The 16,211-nt window shown below is 73.5% G+C and carries 15 protein-coding genes; 6 read left to right on the top strand and 9 right to left on the bottom strand.

The features are described 5' to 3' along the window. The 4 genes from EDD29_RS09565 to EDD29_RS09550 are packed head-to-tail and all read right to left on the bottom strand — an operon-like array spanning nt 1 to nt 4,784. Entirely contained in the window at nt 1-1,527 is a 1,527-nt protein-coding gene (locus tag EDD29_RS09565; RefSeq protein ID WP_123664053.1) for an ABC transporter ATP-binding protein, read from the bottom strand. 43 nt (nt 1,528-1,570) lie between these two features. Continuing rightward, nucleotides 1,571-2,659 carry a BMP family ABC transporter substrate-binding protein gene (locus EDD29_RS09560; protein WP_123664052.1) on the bottom strand — a complete coding sequence of 363 codons (1,089 nt, stop codon included), beginning with the start codon at nt 2,657-2,659 and terminating at the stop codon, nt 1,571-1,573. After that, a complete protein-coding gene (locus tag EDD29_RS09555; protein ID WP_123664051.1) occupies nt 2,656-3,645 on the bottom strand; it encodes an ABC transporter permease in 990 nt (329 codons plus the stop codon). The genes EDD29_RS09560 and EDD29_RS09555 overlap by 4 nt, the downstream gene beginning before the upstream one ends. After that, nucleotides 3,642-4,784: an ABC transporter permease gene (locus tag EDD29_RS09550; RefSeq protein ID WP_123664050.1), complete on the bottom strand. Its 1,143-nt coding sequence runs from the start codon at nt 4,782-4,784 to the stop codon at nt 3,642-3,644. The genes EDD29_RS09555 and EDD29_RS09550 overlap by 4 nt, the downstream gene beginning before the upstream one ends. A 331-nt stretch (nt 4,785-5,115) precedes the next feature. Between EDD29_RS09550 and EDD29_RS09545 the strand changes: the two genes are divergently transcribed. Then, nucleotides 5,116-5,967 carry a PhzF family phenazine biosynthesis protein gene (locus EDD29_RS09545; RefSeq protein WP_211359615.1) on the top strand — a complete coding sequence of 284 codons (852 nt, stop codon included), beginning with the start codon at nt 5,116-5,118 and terminating at the stop codon, nt 5,965-5,967. A gap of 82 nt (nt 5,968-6,049) precedes the next feature. On the opposite strand, the gene EDD29_RS09540 is transcribed toward EDD29_RS09545, so the two are convergent. The 3 genes from EDD29_RS09540 to EDD29_RS09530 are packed head-to-tail and all read right to left on the bottom strand — an operon-like array spanning nt 6,050 to nt 7,861. After that, nucleotides 6,050-6,679 carry a GOLPH3/VPS74 family protein gene (locus EDD29_RS09540; protein ID WP_123664048.1) on the bottom strand — a complete coding sequence of 210 codons (630 nt, stop codon included), beginning with the start codon at nt 6,677-6,679 and terminating at the stop codon, nt 6,050-6,052. Beyond that, entirely contained in the window at nt 6,676-6,954 is a 279-nt protein-coding gene (locus tag EDD29_RS09535; protein ID WP_123664047.1) for a type II toxin-antitoxin system antitoxin, read from the bottom strand. The genes EDD29_RS09540 and EDD29_RS09535 overlap by 4 nt, the downstream gene beginning before the upstream one ends. 4 nt (nt 6,955-6,958) lie before the next feature. Next, entirely contained in the window at nt 6,959-7,861 is a 903-nt protein-coding gene (locus tag EDD29_RS09530; RefSeq protein WP_123664046.1) for an SPFH domain-containing protein, read from the bottom strand. A 121-nt stretch (nt 7,862-7,982) separates the two neighbouring features. Here EDD29_RS09530 and EDD29_RS09525 point away from each other — a divergent pair, with 121 nt between their 5' ends. After that, the gene (locus tag EDD29_RS09525; RefSeq protein ID WP_123664045.1) at nt 7,983-9,029 is read left to right on the top strand and encodes a CaiB/BaiF CoA transferase family protein; all 1,047 of its coding nucleotides are present in this window, start codon (nt 7,983-7,985) and stop codon (nt 9,027-9,029) included. Between the two features lie 4 nt (nt 9,030-9,033). On the opposite strand, the gene EDD29_RS46225 is transcribed toward EDD29_RS09525, so the two are convergent. After that, on the bottom strand, nt 9,034-9,822 hold the full coding sequence (locus EDD29_RS46225; protein WP_123664044.1) for an NUDIX domain-containing protein: 789 nt from the start codon (nt 9,820-9,822) through the stop codon (nt 9,034-9,036). 224 nt (nt 9,823-10,046) lie between these two features. On the opposite strand from EDD29_RS46225, the gene EDD29_RS09515 reads away from it, so the two are divergent. Then, entirely contained in the window at nt 10,047-11,273 is a 1,227-nt protein-coding gene (locus tag EDD29_RS09515) for a beta-ketoacyl-[acyl-carrier-protein] synthase family protein (RefSeq protein WP_123664043.1), read from the top strand. A gap of 207 nt (nt 11,274-11,480) precedes the next feature. Here the strand turns inward: EDD29_RS09515 and EDD29_RS09510 are convergent, their stop codons facing one another. Beyond that, a complete protein-coding gene (locus EDD29_RS09510) occupies nt 11,481-12,521 on the bottom strand; it encodes a hypothetical protein (protein WP_170201333.1) in 1,041 nt (346 codons plus the stop codon). 151 nt (nt 12,522-12,672) lie between these two features. Between EDD29_RS09510 and EDD29_RS09505 the strand changes: the two genes are divergently transcribed. From EDD29_RS09505 to EDD29_RS09495, 3 genes are all read left to right on the top strand, one after another. Then, nucleotides 12,673-14,568: an ArnT family glycosyltransferase gene (locus EDD29_RS09505; protein WP_123664041.1), complete on the top strand. Its 1,896-nt coding sequence runs from the start codon at nt 12,673-12,675 to the stop codon at nt 14,566-14,568. 13 nt (nt 14,569-14,581) lie between these two features. After that, complete coding sequence (locus EDD29_RS09500; RefSeq protein WP_170201332.1) at nt 14,582-15,283, top strand: YceI family protein; 702 nt, start codon at nt 14,582-14,584, stop codon at nt 15,281-15,283. Nucleotides 15,284-15,411: 128 nt separating this feature from the next. Next, nucleotides 15,412-16,194, top strand: coding sequence for an ABC transporter permease (locus EDD29_RS09495; RefSeq protein WP_123664039.1), 783 nt, complete (start codon nt 15,412-15,414; stop codon nt 16,192-16,194). The last annotated feature ends 17 nt before the right edge of the window (nt 16,195-16,211 follow it).

Below are 16,211 nucleotides of genomic sequence, written 5' to 3'. Positions count from 1 at the left end.
TCACTCCCCCTCCACGCCGGCCATCAGCCGGCCGAGGCGTTCCCGGTCGACGTCGGCCCGGTCGAACGGCCCGATCAGCCGCCCGTCGTACATCACGGCGATCCGGTCGGACAGCGCCATGACCTCGTCCAGCTCGGCGGAGACCAGCAGGACCCCCGCCCCTTGCGCGCGGGCCCGGGACAGGGCGCCGTGCACGAACTCGATGCTGCCCACGTCGAGCCCCCGGGTGGGCTGGTTGGCCAGCACCACGCGAGGGTTCCCGGACAGCTCGCGGCCGATGACGATCTTCTGGAGGTTGCCGCCGGACAGCGAGCGCACCGGCCGGGCGGGGGCCGCGCCGCGCACCTCGTAGTCGGCGATGAGCGCCGCGGCGAAGCGTCGTCGCGCCCGTCGTCTGATCAGTCCGGCCCGGCTGAACCTGCGGGTCCGGAACGCGGTGGACACGGCGTTCTCCTCCAGGGTGGCTTCGAGATTGAGTCCGACGCGCATGCGGTCGGCGGCGATGTGCGCGATGCCGCGCCGCCGCGTCTCGGCGGGGGTGGCGCGGGTGATGTCGACGCCGTCGACGGCGACGCTGCCGCCTTCGAGGCGACCGAGTCCGGTGACCGCGTCGATGAGCTCGTCCTGGCCGTTCCCGCCGACCCCGGCGATGCCGAGGATCTCGCCGGAGCGCAGCGCCAGGTCGACGCCGCGCAGCCCGCTGCCGCCCTCCAGCGTGGGCGGCACCGCGGCGCCCTCCACCCGGAGCAGCTCCGGGCCCGCCGGCGCGGTCGCGTACGAGCCCGTCACCGGGACGTCCCGGCCGACCATCAGCCGGGCGAGCGCCGCGTCGTCCGCGCCGCCGCGGCCGACCTCGCCGACGATCCTGCCGCGCCGCATGACCACGACGCGGTCGGCGACCTCCTGGACCTCGGGGAGCTTGTGCGAGATGAACACGACCGACCGGCCGGCCGCCGCCAGCCCCCGCACGAGGACGATCAGCTCGTCGGCCTCCTGCGGGGTCAGGACGGCGGTCGGCTCGTCGAGGATCAGCACCCGGGCGTCGCGGGCGAGCGCCTTGAGGATCTCGACCCGCTGCTGCGCGGCCACCGGCAGGTCGCGCACCCGGCGCCGGGGGTCGAGGACGAGCCCGGAGCGCGCCATCAGCTCCGTGACCCGCCGCTCGGCCTCGGCGTCGTCGTAGCGGCCCCGCCGGGTCGGCTCCCGCCCGAGGAGCACGTTCTGCGCGACGGTGAAGCCGGGCACCAGCTCGAAGTGCTGGTGCACCATCGCCACCCCGTGCTCGATCGCCGCCTGCGGGCCGCTGATCCGCACCGGCCGCCCGTCCACCCGGATCTCGCCGGCGTCGGGCTGGTGCACCCCGAACACCAGGTTCATCAGGGTGGTCTTGCCGGTCCCGTTCTCGCCGATGAGGGCGACGACCTCTCCCGGCGCGACGGCCAGCGACACCCCGTCGACGGCGAGGACCTTCGACGTCGCGAAGTACTTGCGCAGGCTCCGCAGCTCCAGGCGCGGCGGCGCGGTCATGGGCGGGCTCCCCGTGGTCGGCATCGGATGCGGTCTCGTGCGGTCAGGACTTCAGGCCGAGGTCGGCGCAGGCCGCGGAAGCCGGCTCGTTGAGCGCGTCGCAGACCTTGATCTCGCCCTTGAGGATCTGCTCCTTGAGCCCGGTGACCTTCTCGGTCACCCCGGCGACCTTCCCGGCCATCGCGGCGGGGCCCTTGTCGGCGAAGACGGTCGACCCGTCGGCCCACGACAGGCCGGTGACCTCGTCGGCGAGGCCCGCCTGCACGAAGCCCGCCTTGAACGAGCCGTTCTTGGCGGCCTCGATGAGCTGGAAGGTCGTCTGGTCGACGCGCTTCATGACCGACACGATGACGGTGCCCGGCGCGTCGCCGTCCTGGTTCGAGTCGACGCCGATGGCGTACTTGCCCTCCTGCTTCGCGGCGGTGAACACGCCCTGGCCGCTGAGTCCGGCGACCGCGTAGACGATGTCGTTGCCGCCCTGGAAGAGCGAGAGCGCCGCCTCCTGGCCGACGGACGGGTCGCTGAACTCGCCGTTGAGGTAGCTCGGCGTCACGGTGCAGTCGGGGCACGCGGCGAGCACGCCCTGCTTGTAGCCGTAGAAGAACTGGTTGAGCCCGGGGTTGTCGATGCCGAGGACGGCGCCGACCTTCTTGGTCTCGGTCATGCTCCCGGCGACGTAGCCGCCCAGGAAGCTCGACTCGTGCACGTTGATGGAGAACGCCGAGACGTTGTCGGGCAGCTTGTCGGCGAAGATGTCGCTCGGCACGCCGAAGAGCTGCCCGGGGTTCTCCCCGGCCACCGCGAGCAGGGACTCGGGATCGAGCCCCGGCGCGATGATGACGTCGGGGTGGGTCGCGACGGTCGAGCGGATCACGCCCTCCTGCTGCGCGACGGACTCGGCCTCGACGACCCGGCCGGTCACGCCGAGGTCCTTCTCCGCCTTCTTGGTGCCGAGGATCGCCGAGTCGATGAACCCGCCGTCTCCGGCGGCGCCGGGCGTGATGAGGGAGTAGCTGAACGCGTCGGGAGCGGCGGGGTCGTCGCCGCCTCCCGAGCAGGCCGCCGCGAGCGTCAGCGCGGCGGTGACGGCGGCCGTCCGGAGGAGGGTTCCGGTGCTGCGCGATCTGGTCATGGGATCTCCTGGGGGGTCTTGGTGGAGCTCTCTGGTGCGGGGGATGAGGGAGCGGGACGGGAACGGAGCGAGAGGGTGGTGCTGGCGCGCCACAGCCGGGCCACGTTGCCGCGCAGCCTGCCGTGCACGCCGACCAGGACGAGGGCGACGAACGCGGCGCCCTGGGGCAGGAACTGGGTCAGGTTCGAGGGCACGTCGAGCGTCTGGAGCCGGATGCTCGCGGCCGAGGCGAAGCCGAAGATCCCGGCGGCGGGCACGACCAGGGCGGGCCGGTTGAGCGCGAGCAGCGCCGCGGTGATGCCGATCCAGCCGCGGTCGGCGCTCATGTTGCGGGTGAACAGGCCGACGTCGCCGATCGAGAGGAACGCGCCGCCGATGCCCGCGACGGCGCCCGCCGCGACCAGGGCGAGCAGTTGCGTGCGCGCGACCGGGATCCCGGAGGCCGCCGCGGAGAGCGGCGCCTCACCGACGGCCAGGAGATGGCGGCCGCCGCGGGTGCGGAAGTAGAGGGCGACCGCGATCGCGGTGGCGAGGGACAGATAGACGAGCAGGTTGAGCCGGGCCGTCAGGTGGTCGAGGAAGGGCAGGTCGGACAAGAGCGGGATGCCCACCTCCGGCAGCCGGTCGATCTCCGGCGCGTAGGTGCCCACACCGCCCAGATAGGAGCGCATCAGGTACACGGTCAGTTGCAGGACCAGGATGTTCAGCCCGATCGCGAGCACCACGAGGTCGACGCCGATGCGATGCGCGACCGCCATGAGCAGGCCGAGGACGGCCCCGGTCAGCGCCGCGGCGGCGACGCCGGCCCAGCCGTTGCCGAAGGCGGCGGCCGCCAGGATCCCGACGAACGCTCCGGCGAGGACCTTGGACTCGATGGCGAGGTTGAGGATGCCGGCCCGGGCGGAGATCAGGGACGCGATCGCCGCGAAGAGGATCGGGGTGGTCATCCGGATGCCGCTGTTGAGGAAGTCCGCGATGAGGTTCATGGCGCGGCCTCCGCCGTCTCCCGTGCCGTCGTCAGGGGGCTCCCGGGGTCGTCGGGGGGGTCGCCGCGCCGTCCGCCCGCGCGGCGGCGGTTGATCGCGGCCTCGAACCTGGCGAGCAGCGGCGCCTGGAGCGCGACCAGGACGATCATCAGCGCCAGCGTGGTGGAGCCGATCTCGCGGGGCACGCCGAGCACGATCTGGAGCCCGTTCACCGCGCCGACCGTGATGCCCGCGTACAGCACGCCGGCCAGGCCCGCGCCGAGCGCGGTGGTCCCGCCGAGGATCGCGGCGGTCAGGCCGGTGAAGCCCGTGCCGTCGGCGAACCCCTCGATGACGCGGTAGTTGGTGCCGAGCACCTGGACGCCGCCGCCCAGTCCGGCGAGCGCGCCGCCGATCAGCCCGGCGCGCAGCACGCTCGCGGTGCTCGACATGCCCGAGTAGCGCGCGAAGGCGGTCGCCTCCCCCGACATCCGCTGCTCGTAGCCGGTCGTGGTGCGGCTGAGGAAGAACCACACGGCGGCGCACGCGAGGACCGCGATGACGAACCCGAGCCCGAACTTGGTCGACGGGTCGAAGACCGGCAGCCGCGCCGAGGCGTCGACCGGCCGCGTGTAGCCGACCGTGGAGGCCTCGGCCCTGAGCGGGTGGTTCACCAGGAAGTCGAGCAGCAGCCCGGCCATCGCGTTGAGCACGATGGTGATGATCAGCTCGTTGACGCCGAGGAAGACCTTGAGCAGCGCGGGGATCGCCCCCCACGCGGCACCGACGAGGACCGCCGCGCCCAGCGCGACCACGGGGTGCAGCCCTCCTGGCAGGGACAGCGCCGAGCCCGCGACCGCTGCGGCGAGCCCGCCCAGCGCGTACTGGCCTTCCTGCCCGATGCTGAACAGCCCGCTGCGCAGCGAGACGACCGCGCCGAGCGCGCACAGGATGATCGGCCCGGCCAGCGCGAGCGTCCCGCCGAGGTTGCAGTACTCCGCCCCGCAGCTGAATCCCGCGTCGATGACGGTGCTCGCCGCCGTCAACGGCGAGTGCCCCAGCGTGGCGACGAGTCCGCCCCCGATGCCGAGGGCGAGCACGACGGCCAGGACGGGCATGCCGATCCGGCGGATCAGTCGGGTGACCGCGTCGCGATCCATGGCCTCACCTCCTTGGGTGCGGTTCGGCGACGGAGTAGACGATCACGCCCGAATGTTGCTGATTCACACTTCCTGCCGTGTCCGTCCTGTTAATTAGTCACAACCATGCCCCCGGGCGGGGCCCTCGGCCGAGGCGTGGACATGGACCCGTGGACCCGTCGGGGCGGGGAGATCACGGAACCCGGACCGTGGGCGTCTTCCTTCCCGCGTCCGTCGTGTGGATTTCTCACAGCGCGTCCGGGGACGGGGCCTGCCGGGGGCGCGCCCGACGGCGGAACGCCCTGGAACAGCCGGGCCCGGATGCCGCGTTGCACCCCGTATGAGGACAGAGGTGCTGCGGTACAGCGCGTTCGCGGACGGCCCGGAGGGCGGGAATCCCGCGGGGGTCGTGCTCGACGCCGCCGGGCTCGGCGAGCGGGAGATGCTGGAGATCGCGCGGGAGGTCGGGTACTCCGAGACCGCGTTCGTCACCGAGGAGGGCGCGCGGGACCCGGCCGGACCCGCGCGGTTCGGGGTGCGGTACTTCTCCCCCGCCGCCGAGGTGCCGTTCTGCGGGCACGCGACGGTGGCGCTGGCGGCGGCCCTGGCGGCGCGGACGGGCCCGGGGGCCTACGTGTTCGGCACCGCGGCCGGGGAGGTCGCCCTCGACACCGTGGCGGACGCCGCGGGAACCGTCTCGGTGTCCTTCACGAGCGTGGACACCCGGACCCGTCCGTTCGGCGGCGCGCCGCTGCGGGAACTGCTCGGCCTGCTCGGTCTGGCGCCCGACGACCTTGACCCCGCGTTCCCGCCCCTGGAGTCCTTCGCCGGGAACTGGCATCCGATGCTGGTCCTGAAGGACCGCGGGCTCTTCCACCAGTTCCGCTTCGCGCCGCGCGAGGTGGCGCGGCTGATGCGCGAGCGCGGCTGGACGGGCACCGTCACCGTGCTCAGCGTCCGCGGCCCGCACGAGTACGAGGCGCGGAACCTCTTCCCCGTCGGCCGCATCACCGAGGACCCGGCGACGGGTTCGGCCGCCGCCTCCACCGGCGCGTACCTCCGCGCGATCGGCCGGGCCGAGCCGGGCGACCGCGTCGTCATCCGGCAGGGCGCCCACGTGGGCCGGCCCAGCGTGCTGGTGGTCGACGTCCCCGCGCGGGGCGGCGTCACCGTCACAGGCGGCGCGATCCCCATCGACGGCTGAACCCGCCCGCCACGTCGGCGAAAAGGCGCCGCGCTCCGTGAGGAGGGCGGCGCCTTCGCGCGGGGCGGAGCGGAGGGCGCGGTCAGCCCGCCGCCACCGCGGCGTCCTGGCTGTCGAGGGTCTTCTTCAGAGCGGGGGCCGCGGGGCCGGTGACCTCGGTGAGGGCCTTGATCTTCTGCTTGTGCTCCTTGTGCTTGGCCTTCGGGACGACCTTGTGCAGGCGGCCGAGGACCGAGAGCGAGACGAGCGCGGCGTCGGCGGGGTCGACGCGGCCGACGGGGTCGCGCAGGACCGCCGCGACGATGGACACGAGCCGGGTGCGGACCCGGGGGTCGCGCAGGGTGTGCCGGGTCGTCGGGAAGAGCCCGAGCACCTTGCGGGACTCGGCCTTGAGCAGGCCGCCCTGGACGAGCTGGTCGAGGACCGCGTCGGCGGACTCCTTGCCCCTGCGGCCCACCCAGTGCTGCCACTTGCGGGGACGGCCCGCGCCGATCTCCTCGAGGATCCCGGCGAGGACCGGGTCGCCGCACGGGCCGGCCACCTCGACGGCGGGCCTGCCCGACTCGTCGCGGAGGTGGCCGGAGAGGTAGAGCTCGGTGAGGGCCGCGGACCGCACCAGGGGCCGCAGGTAGGACTTGGACACGGTCCTGCCCGTGGCCGGGTCGAGGGCGAGCAGGTACATCCGCTGCGGAAGGCTTTCGGGCTGCTTCACGGCTTCTCCTCCTGGTCGGGGGGATCGTCTGGGGAGGCTGTCTCGGCCGGCCCGGTGGTCGGCTCTTCTTCGTCCTGCGCGGCTCTGGAGGGCCGGCCGGGGCGGCGGATCCGGGAGACCCCGGAAGGCAGCCGCCCGGCTTCGGCCAGCGCCCGGCGGAGCAGGAACTCGATCTGCGCGTTGGTGCTGCGCAGATCCTCCCCGGCCCAGCGGGCCAGGGCGTCGTGCACCGCCGGGTCGAGCCGCAGCAGGAGCTTCTTGCGTTCCACGGCCATGGGACTAGGCGTAGAGGGTTCCGGTGTTCACGACCGGCTGGGCGTCCCGGTCGCCGCACAGGACCACGAGGAGGTTGGAGACCATGGCCGCCTTGCGCTCCTCGTCCAGGTCGACGATGCCGTCGTCGGTGAGGCGGTTGAGCGCCATCTCGACCATGCCCACCGCGCCCTCGACGATCTTGCTGCGGGCCGCGACGATGGCCGACGCCTGCTGGCGGCGGAGCATCGCCTGGGCGATCTCGGGGGCGTAGGCGAGGCGGGTCAGGCGCGACTCGATGATCTCCACGCCCGCGGCGTCGACCCGGAGGCCGATCTCGGTGGACAGCCGCTCGGTGATCTCGTCGGCGTTGTCGCGGAGGGACAGGCCGGTGTCGTGGGTGTCGTAGGGGTAGCTGTTGGCGATGTGCCGGACCGCGGTCTCGGTCTGGATGGCGACGAACTCCACGAAGTCGTCGACCTCGAAGACGGCGCGGGCGGTGTCCTTGACCTGCCAGACGACGACGGCGGCGATCTCGATCGGGTTGCCGTCGGCGTCGTTGACCTTGAGCACGTCGGTCTCGTGGTTGCGGATCCTGGTCGAGACGCGGCGCCGGTCGGTGAGGGGGTTGACCCAGCGCAGGCCGTCGGTGCGGACGGTGCCGGTGTAGCGGCCGAGGAGGGTGATGACGCGGGCCTCGCCGGGGGCGACCGCGGTGAGCCCGCACATGTAGAGGAGGCCCGCGAGGGCCACGAGGATCCCGACGACGATGAGGGCGACGCCGGCCGCGCCGCCCGCGACGATCCCGCCGATGACGGCCGCGGTACCGGCGAGGAGGCCGAGCAGGCAGAGGCCGAGGACGGGCCAGCCGGAGGCCCCGCGGGCGATCCTCTCCCGGATCTGGGGGGTGGGCATCAAGGTCTCGCTCATGGGTGCTCCTTGCTCTGGGGCGATGTCTCCAAGTTAGCAAAGTGATATCACTTTGCCAACCCCGGATCTCGCGGGACCGCCGAGGCTGTCAACCAAGCGCTCGCTTGTTAGACTGCCGGGCATGCTCGACGGTCTGCGGGTGCTCGACCTGACGATGTGGCGGCCCGGCCCCTACGCGACCCTGCTGCTCGCGGGGATGGGGGCCGACGTGCTCAAGGTGGAACCGCCCGGCGGGGAGCCGATGCGGGCGTTCGCAGGGCATTTCGGGCCGCTCAACGCGGGCAAGCGCGGGATCGTGCTCGATCTGAAGGACCCCGAAGGGCTGGCCCGCTTCCTGGAGCTGGCGGCCGAGGCCGACGCGGTGGTGACCGGGTTCCGGCCCGGCGTCGCGGAGCGGCTCGGGATCGGGTCCGCGCGGCTGCGGGCCGCCCGCCCCTCCCTCGTGACGTGCGCGCTCACCGGCTACGGGGAGACGGGCCCGCTCGCGGGGGTGCCGGGCCACGACGTGAACTATCGGGCGACGGCGGCCGCGCTCCCGCCCGGCGGCCTCCCGCCGGACGCGGTGGACCTCCCGCTCGCCGACATGGCGGCGGCGACCACTGCGGCGTTCGCCCTCACCGCGGCCTGCCTGCGCGCGGCGAAGACGAGCGAAGGCGCCCACCTGGACATCGGCCTCGCCGACACCCTCGCCCACTGGGTGTCCACCGCCCCGCCCGCCCTTCCCGGGGGTGACGGCATCGGCCCCGTCGCGGGCTACGGCGTCTACACCTGTGCCGACGGGCTGCGCGTCGCCTTGGGCGTCGTGTCGGAGGACCACCTGTGGCGGGCCACCTGCACGGCCCTGGGGCTGTCCGCCCTCGCCGAAGAGCCTTTCGGGGCCCGTCTCTCCCGTGTACGGGAGCTGGACGACCAGATAAGGCAGGCCCTCAAGGCCCTCCCCCGGGACACCGCGCTCGAACGGCTGACGAAGGCGGGCGCCCCGGCGAGCGCCGTCCTCGACCGTGCGCGGATGCTCGGCCATCCGCACTTCCAGGCCAGGGGCGTCATCGCGGCGGACGCCACCGGGGCGCCGGGGACCGGGTCGCTGGTGCCCGGGACGTCGGCGGGTCCGGCCGGACCCGCGCCCGGCCTCGACGAGCACGCGGGACAGGGCTGGCGGCCCCGGTAGGCCCTCAGACGAGCGAGGGCAGCGTCTCGGCCGATTCGATGAGGAAGTCGCGCAGCTCCCGCGGCCACAGGGGCAGTCCGGTGAAGGACGCGCTCCGGCACGGGAGCCGTTCGACGTCGTAGCCGCCGCGCGTCGGGTCGGCGAACTCCGGCCCGGACCGCAGCGCGAGGTCCATCGAGGTGAGGCGGCAGACGAAGAAGTGGTGCACGTAGGTGGCGTGCGGGCGGTGCTCGGAGAAGGTGTAGACCGGTTTGACGGGTCCCGCGGTGGCGCCCAGCTCCTCCATGAGCTCCCTGCGCAGCCCGGCTTCGATGTCGGCGTCGAAGTCCTCCACGCCGCCGCCCGGGGTCGTGTAGTACGGGATCCTTCCCGGCCTCGTACGGCGGAACAGGACGAGGGAGTCCTGCTCCAGGAGCAGCGCCCGGGCCTTGATCACCCTGGGGCGCTCCGCCCCCGCGATGCCCCGGAGGACGAGGCCCTCGGCGAATCCCCCTCGGGCGGCGGCCTTGGCAGCGCGGACGCGTTCCAGCTCGACCGGGTCGCAGCCGATGCCGTCGGCGAGGGCGCGCACGACCTCGAGGACGTCGGCGAGTTCCTCGGCGGAGGGTTCCGCGGAGAACTCGTCGGCCTCCTCCCAGAGCTTGGCCAGCAGGAGCCGCCGGATCTCGGAGGGGTCGGCGGTGCGGATGTCGGGCCGCCCGCCGGAGGCCCGGATCAGCTCGGGGATGCGGTCCCGGACGAGCTTCTCGTTGCGTTCGGCGTAAGGATCGCGGTGATCCTTGTGGTCGGTCATGGTGCGTCCCCTCCTTCCGCCTAACGCAAGCCTAGGCAGGAAGCGCACTCGGCGCCGGGACTTCGCCCGACCCGGGCGGCTCGGCCGGATCCGGTGGGGCCGCCCCTCCCCGACGGTTTTTATCACGGCATGACAGACGTATCCGCGATTTCTGTCATGGAAACCAAACGAAGCCCAGAAGGAGCGCATGGTACTTTCCGGCCCTATCCCCCCAGGAGGCCGCCGTGCACCGTGTCGCCGTCACCGGAATGGGCCTCAAAAGCCCGGCCGGCAACACCCCGGAAGACGCCTTCGCCACAGTCCTCGCGGGCAAGGGCACCGCGGTCCACCTGCCCGCGCTCCTGGAGGCCGCGGTCCCCGTGACGTTCGGGTGCGCCGTCACCGGCTTCGACCCCGACGCCTACTTCCCCCGCGCCCGCCAGCGCCATCTGGACCGGCCGACCCGGCTCGCCGTCGCCGCCGCGGCCGACGCCCGCACGGACGCGGGCCTGCCCGACCTCCGGCCCGAGGACGACGAGGGAGACCCGCGCACCGGGGTCTTCGTCGGCACCGGAGGCGCCCACACGTCCTATATCTCCGACCTCGGCGCCCTTCCCCGCGAGAGGCTGCCCGTCGCGTCGGTGCCGATGATCATGCCGAACGCCACCGCCGCGCGGATCTCCATCAGGCACGGGCTCCAGGGCCCGTGCCTGACGTTCTCGTGCGCGTGCGCGAGCGCCGCGGTCGCGCTGGGCGAGGCGATGACGGCGATCCGGTACGGCAGGGTCGACGCGGCGGTCGCGGGCGGGGTCGAGGCGATGCTCAGCCCCTTCGCGGTCGCCGCCTTCGCCAGGATCAACGCCCTGTCGCGCCGTGCCGACGCCCCGCACGAGGCGTCCCGCCCGTTCGACCGGGACCGCGACGGGTTCGTCATGGCCGAGGCCGCGGCGTTCCTCATGCTGGAGCGGATGGACCTCGCCGTCGCGCGCGGCGCCCGGATCCACGGGGAGCTCGCCGGGTACGCGGCGGGCGCCGACGCGGGCCACATCGTGCAGCCCCTGGACGACGGCAGGGTGGCGGCCCGCACGATGCGCGCGGCCCTCGCCGACGCCGGGGTGCGTCCCGAGGAGGTCGGCCACGTCAACGCGCACGCGACCGCGACCACCTACAACGACAGGGCCGAGGCCCGCGCGATCGCCGCCTGCTTCCCCGCCGGATCCCCCCCGGTCACCGCCACCAAGGGCGTCACCGGCCACCTCCTGGGCTCCGGCGGCGCCGTGGAGGCGATCTTCGCCCTCCTCGCCGCCTCCCGCGGCACCGTCCCGCCCACCGCGAACTTCACCGGCGGCCCCGACGCCACCTCCATCGACGTCGTCCACACCGCCCCCCGCGGCATCGCGCCCGCCCCCGTCCTCTCCAACTCCTTCGGCTTCGGCGGCCACAGCGCCTCCCTCGTCTTCCGCCCCGCCTGACGCCCCGGGAGAAGACGCGCACCAAAAAGGCGTTCCCGGTGGATCGGGCTGCCACCGGGAACGCCGGGTTCCGGCCGGAACTCCTTACGGCCGGAGTCTTGCGGACGAACGCCCCGCTCCGCCCTGCCGCGCCGGAGAGTGGGATGGCCGGCGTGGCGGGCCTTGCCGCTCGCGCGAGGAGCGGGGCCGTCCGTGGGATCCTTCCGGTTACGCGGCCGGAAGGAAGGATGCGGGTCCGAAGACGATCGAGTCGATCGGGCCGGACTGCGGGAAGACCGAAGGCGCGTCGTCGTGGGCCCGCACGAGGCGGCGGGCGCGGGCGGACTCGGCCGCCGAGACGCTCAGCGCGCTGGCGACCAGGCGGGCGGTGCCCGCGTCGGAGGCGCCCTGGGCCTTCAGCCACTCGGTCATCTCGCGGGTGCGCTCCAGGACCGGGGCCCCGGCGGGCAGGACGGTGACGGTGGCCGCCTCGCACGGGGTGACGTCGGGGTCGAGGTTGACGTTCCTGGCGGCCTCGCCGGGCAGCCACAGGCCGCGGTGCCCGCCGAGCAGGACCGGACCCGCCGGATGGGCGAGCCTGGCCAGCGGGGTGCCGACCGGAACCTCGTGGACGCCGGGGTGCGGGACCGCGCCGGTCAGCGTCACCAGCATGGTGCCGGGCGCGGCGGCGGTGCCCTGGCCGCGGAACCAGGCGGCGCCGTGCCGGGCGATCAGGGCGAGCTGGGCCAGGGTCTCGGCGTTGCCGACGAACCACCCCTCGTCCGACGGCAGGAAGGCCGTCGGGACCGCGGGTCCGCCGCGCAGGGCGCTCACCAGGGCGGTGTCCTCACCCGCGAAGTAGCCCCCGCGGTTCTCCGCGACCTGGACGGGCGGTTCGTGCCCGTCCCGTCCGGCGAACGCCTCCTTGAGGAGCGCGCCGAGGCCGTCGATGCCCTCGGGGACGGCGACCGTGATCTCCCGCGCGCCCAGCATCCGGGCGACGGCCACGGCCCCGTCCGCGACGAGGTGCGGGGCGTGCTGGAGCAGCCAGGTGTCCTTCTCCGACAGCGGGTCGCCCTCCATGCCGTTCACCACCACGGTGTGGCAGTGCCGGACGGCCCTCAACCGGGCCGCCGCGGGCGCCCACCGGCCGCCCCGTCCCCGCAGGCCGGACCGCTCGACCTCGGCGAGCGTGAGCTCGCCCGCCGGACCGACCAGGTCCCGGTGGTCCCGCAGGCCGGTCCCGGCCGCCGCTTGCATGAGCCTCATGGCGTTCTCCCTCCCTTGCCCCGAGATCCACTGTCCGTCGGGTCCGTGAGAACCAGGTGAATCCCACGTGAGAAGGCCGGGCGTCCGCCGGTGAGAAACACGTGACGGAGGTCTCATCGGGTTCTCATCCGCGCTGCCTACTCTCCTGACCATGGGGAGAAGCGCAGGGGAGCCCAGGTGGGCACGCCCGTCTCTGGCCGTGCTACTGGCCGCGACGGGCGTGCTCTACCTCTGGGGGCTGGGCGCGTCAGGGTGGGCCAACGCCTACTACTCGGCGGCCGTGCAGGCGGGGGCGGAGAGCTGGAGCGCCATGTTCTTCGGCGCGACGGACGCGGCGGGCGCGATCACCGTCGACAAGGCGCCGCTGGCGCTGTGGCCGATGGTGCTGGCGGCCCGGGTGTTCGGGGTGAACTCCTGGAGCGTCCTCGCACCGCAGGCCGCGGAGGGCGTCGCGGCCGTGGCGCTGCTGTACGCGGCGGTCCGCCGGGCGCTGGCCGGCACGGTCACGCCGCGGGCCGCGGCGGCGGGCGGCCTCGTCGCCGGGGCCGCGCTGGCCACCACGCCGGTGGCCGCGCTGATGTTCCGGTTCAACAACCCTGACGCGCTGCTCGTCCTGCTGCTGGTCGCCGCCGCCTACGCGGTCGTGCGGGCCTACCCCGAGGGCTCGACCCGCTGGCTGCTGATCGCGGGCGCCCTGGTGGGGCTGGCCTTCCTCGCCAAGATGCTCCAGGCGTTCCTGGTGCTGCCCGGATTCGCCCTGGCCTGGGTGCTCTTCGCCCCCGGATCGGTCAAACGACGGCTGGGCCAGCTGCTCGGCGCGGGCGCGGCGATGATCGCGGGCGCGGGCTGGTGGATCGCCGCGGTCGCCCTGGTCCCCGCCTCTTCGCGGCCGTACATCGGCGGCTCGCAGGGGAACTCGGTGCTGGAGCTGGCGTTCGGCTACAACGGGATCGGGCGGCTCAACGGCGCCGACTACGGCGGCCTCGGCAACCTCGACCAGCAGGCGGGCCTCGGCCGGATCTTCGCCTCCGAGCTGGGCGGCCAGGTCTCCTGGCTGGTCCCGGCCGCGCTCATCCTCCTGGTCACCGGCCTCATCGTGACGCGCGGGGCGGCCAGGTTCTCCTTCGCGCTCTGGGGCGGCTGGCTGGTGACGACGGGCCTGGTCTTCTCGTTCATGCGGGGGATCTTCCACGCCTACTACGCCGTCGCGCTGGCCCCGGCCGTCGCGGCGCTCGTCGGCATGGGGGTGGCGGTCTGCCTGCGGCGGCGCGAGGTGCTCTCGGCGACGGCCGCGGTGACCGCCGTGTGGGGGTACGCCCTGCTCGGCCGGACGCCCGACTTCGTGCCGTGGCTGCGCTGGGCCGTCGTCGCCGCGGGGCTGGTCGCGGCCCTGCTGCTGCTCGGCCGGGGCCGCGCCCTGGCCGTCGGGGTGGTGGGGGCGCTGCTCGCGGGCCTCGCCGGGCCCGTCGCCTACGCCGTGGACACCGCGGCCACCGCGCACACCGGCGCGATCCCGTCGGCCGGGCCCACCGCGGACAACGGCTTCTCCGGACGTCCCGGGGGCGGGTTCCCGCAGGCCGGCGGCTTCGGCGGAGGCGGCGGCGGACCTGCCGCGGGCTTCGGCGGAGGCGGCGGCTTCGGTGGAGGCGCCGGAATGCGCGGCGCGGACGGCGGCGGAATGCGCGGCGCCGCCGGGCTGCTCACCGCGCCGGAGCCCGGGGCCGAGCTCGTCGCGGCGCTCCGCGCCGACGCCGGCGACTACACCTGGGCCGCGGCGGTCATCGGGTCGAACAACGCGGCGGGCTATCAGCTCGGCTCGGGCGAGCCGGTGATGGCGATCGGCGGGTTCAACGGCACCGACCCCGCCCCGACGCTCGCGCGGTTCAAGGAACTTGTCGCCCAAGGCAAGATCCATTACTTCATAGAGAGTTCGATGTTCGGTTCTTCAGAGCATGGGAGCGACGAAGCGCAGCGCATCGCCGACTGGGTGGCCGCGAACTACGAGGCCGCGCAGATCGTTGGAACCACGGTATACGCCCTCGCCTGATGGAGATTCGTTCGTGAAGAAATGGACATGGTGGGTCGTCGGCGTCGTCGGCGTACTCTTTCTCGGATTCGTCGTCGCCCCGTTCGTCTACACGCGGTTCATCGAAGGGGACGCCCCGGAGAAGCTCAGCGTCGGCAGCGCGAGCCCGTCCGCCGCGGCGGCGGGCGCGGCCGGTGAGGCCGGTGCGGCCGCCTCGGCCGACGGCGCCTGGAAGGTCGGCACGGGGTCGCAGGCCGGCTACCGCGTCAAGGAGGTGCTGTTCGGCCAGAGCGTGGAGGCGGTCGGCCGCACCGACGACGTCACCGGCGACCTGACCATCACCGGGAGCACGGTGAACGAGGGCTCGTTCACCGTGCAGATGGCGGGCGTCAAGAGCGACCAGGAGCGCCGCGACGCCCAGTTCCAGGGCCGGATCATGAGCGTCGGCCAGTTCCCGACCTCGACGTTCAAGCTCACCTCGCCGATCGAGCTCGGCACGCTCCCGGCCGTCGGGGCCCAGGCCAATGCCGAGGCCAAGGGCGAGCTGACCCTCAAAGGCAAGACCCAGCCCGTGACGTTCCCCGTCACCGCGTCCCGGACCGCCGCCGACACCTTCGAGGTGGCGGGCCAGATCCCTGTGACGTTCGCCGACTACGGCATCGCCAACCCGTCGTTCGGCGGCATCTCGGTGGAGGACGACGGCCAGGTGGAGTTCCTGCTCAAGTTCACCCGCTGACGCGTCCGCGCGAACCCCGCGCCCTCCCGGCCACCCGGCCGGGAGGGCGCCGCCTTTACAAAGCGTTTCCCTGCCCGTATCTTCTTTTCCGACCTGTTTGATTGGTTTTGTAGGGAGATGGGGTCGCGGTGGCACGAGGCGTGGCGCTGCGCGTGGGCGGGGTACTCGCCCTGCTCGCGCTCTGGTGGGCCGTCGCGGCGGCCGGGATCTGGCCCGAGGTGTTCGTGCCCAAGCCGTCGTCGGTCTGGCACGCGCTCATCGAGACCTCCACCGTGCAGGACAACGGGCAGCGCGGCTACGCCGGGCATCTGCTGTGGGAGCACCTGGGCATCAGCCTCCGGCGCATCATCCTCGGCAGCCTGTACGGCATCCTCGGCGGCATCGTCATCGGGCTGTTCATCGGACTGGTCCCGACGGTCCGGGCACTGCTCGGGCCCCTGGTGACGTTCGTGCGGACGCTGCCGCCGCTCGCCTACTTCAGCCTGCTCATCATCTGGTTCGGCATCGACGAGACGCCCAAGGTCGTCCTCCTGTTCGTCGCGGCGCTGCCGCCCGTCGCGGTGGCGACGGCCGACGCCGTGCGGGGCGTGCACGAGGACTACCTGAACGCGGCGCGGTCGCTCGGCGCGGGGCGCCTGGCCCTGCCGTGGCGGATCGTGCTCCCGTCGGCGCTGCCGGAGATCATGACCGGCGTGCGCGTCGCGGTCGGCGTCGCCTACACCACGGTGGTGGCGGCCGAGACCGTCAACGGGGTCCCGGGAATCGGGGGGATGATCCGGGACGCCCAGCGCTACAACCAGTCGGACGTGGTGGTCCTCGGACTGCTGGTCATCGGGGCGTCGGGCCTGCTCATCGACGCCCTCCTTCAGTACGGCGAACACAAGCTCGTGCCCTGGCGCGGCCGGGCATGACCCTCCCCCGAAAGTCG

It is taken from the genome of Actinocorallia herbida, from assembly GCF_003751225.1.
Lineage (GTDB): Bacteria > Actinomycetota > Actinomycetes > Streptosporangiales > Streptosporangiaceae > Actinocorallia > Actinocorallia herbida.
This window is presented reverse-complemented; position numbering and strand designations above follow the sequence as displayed.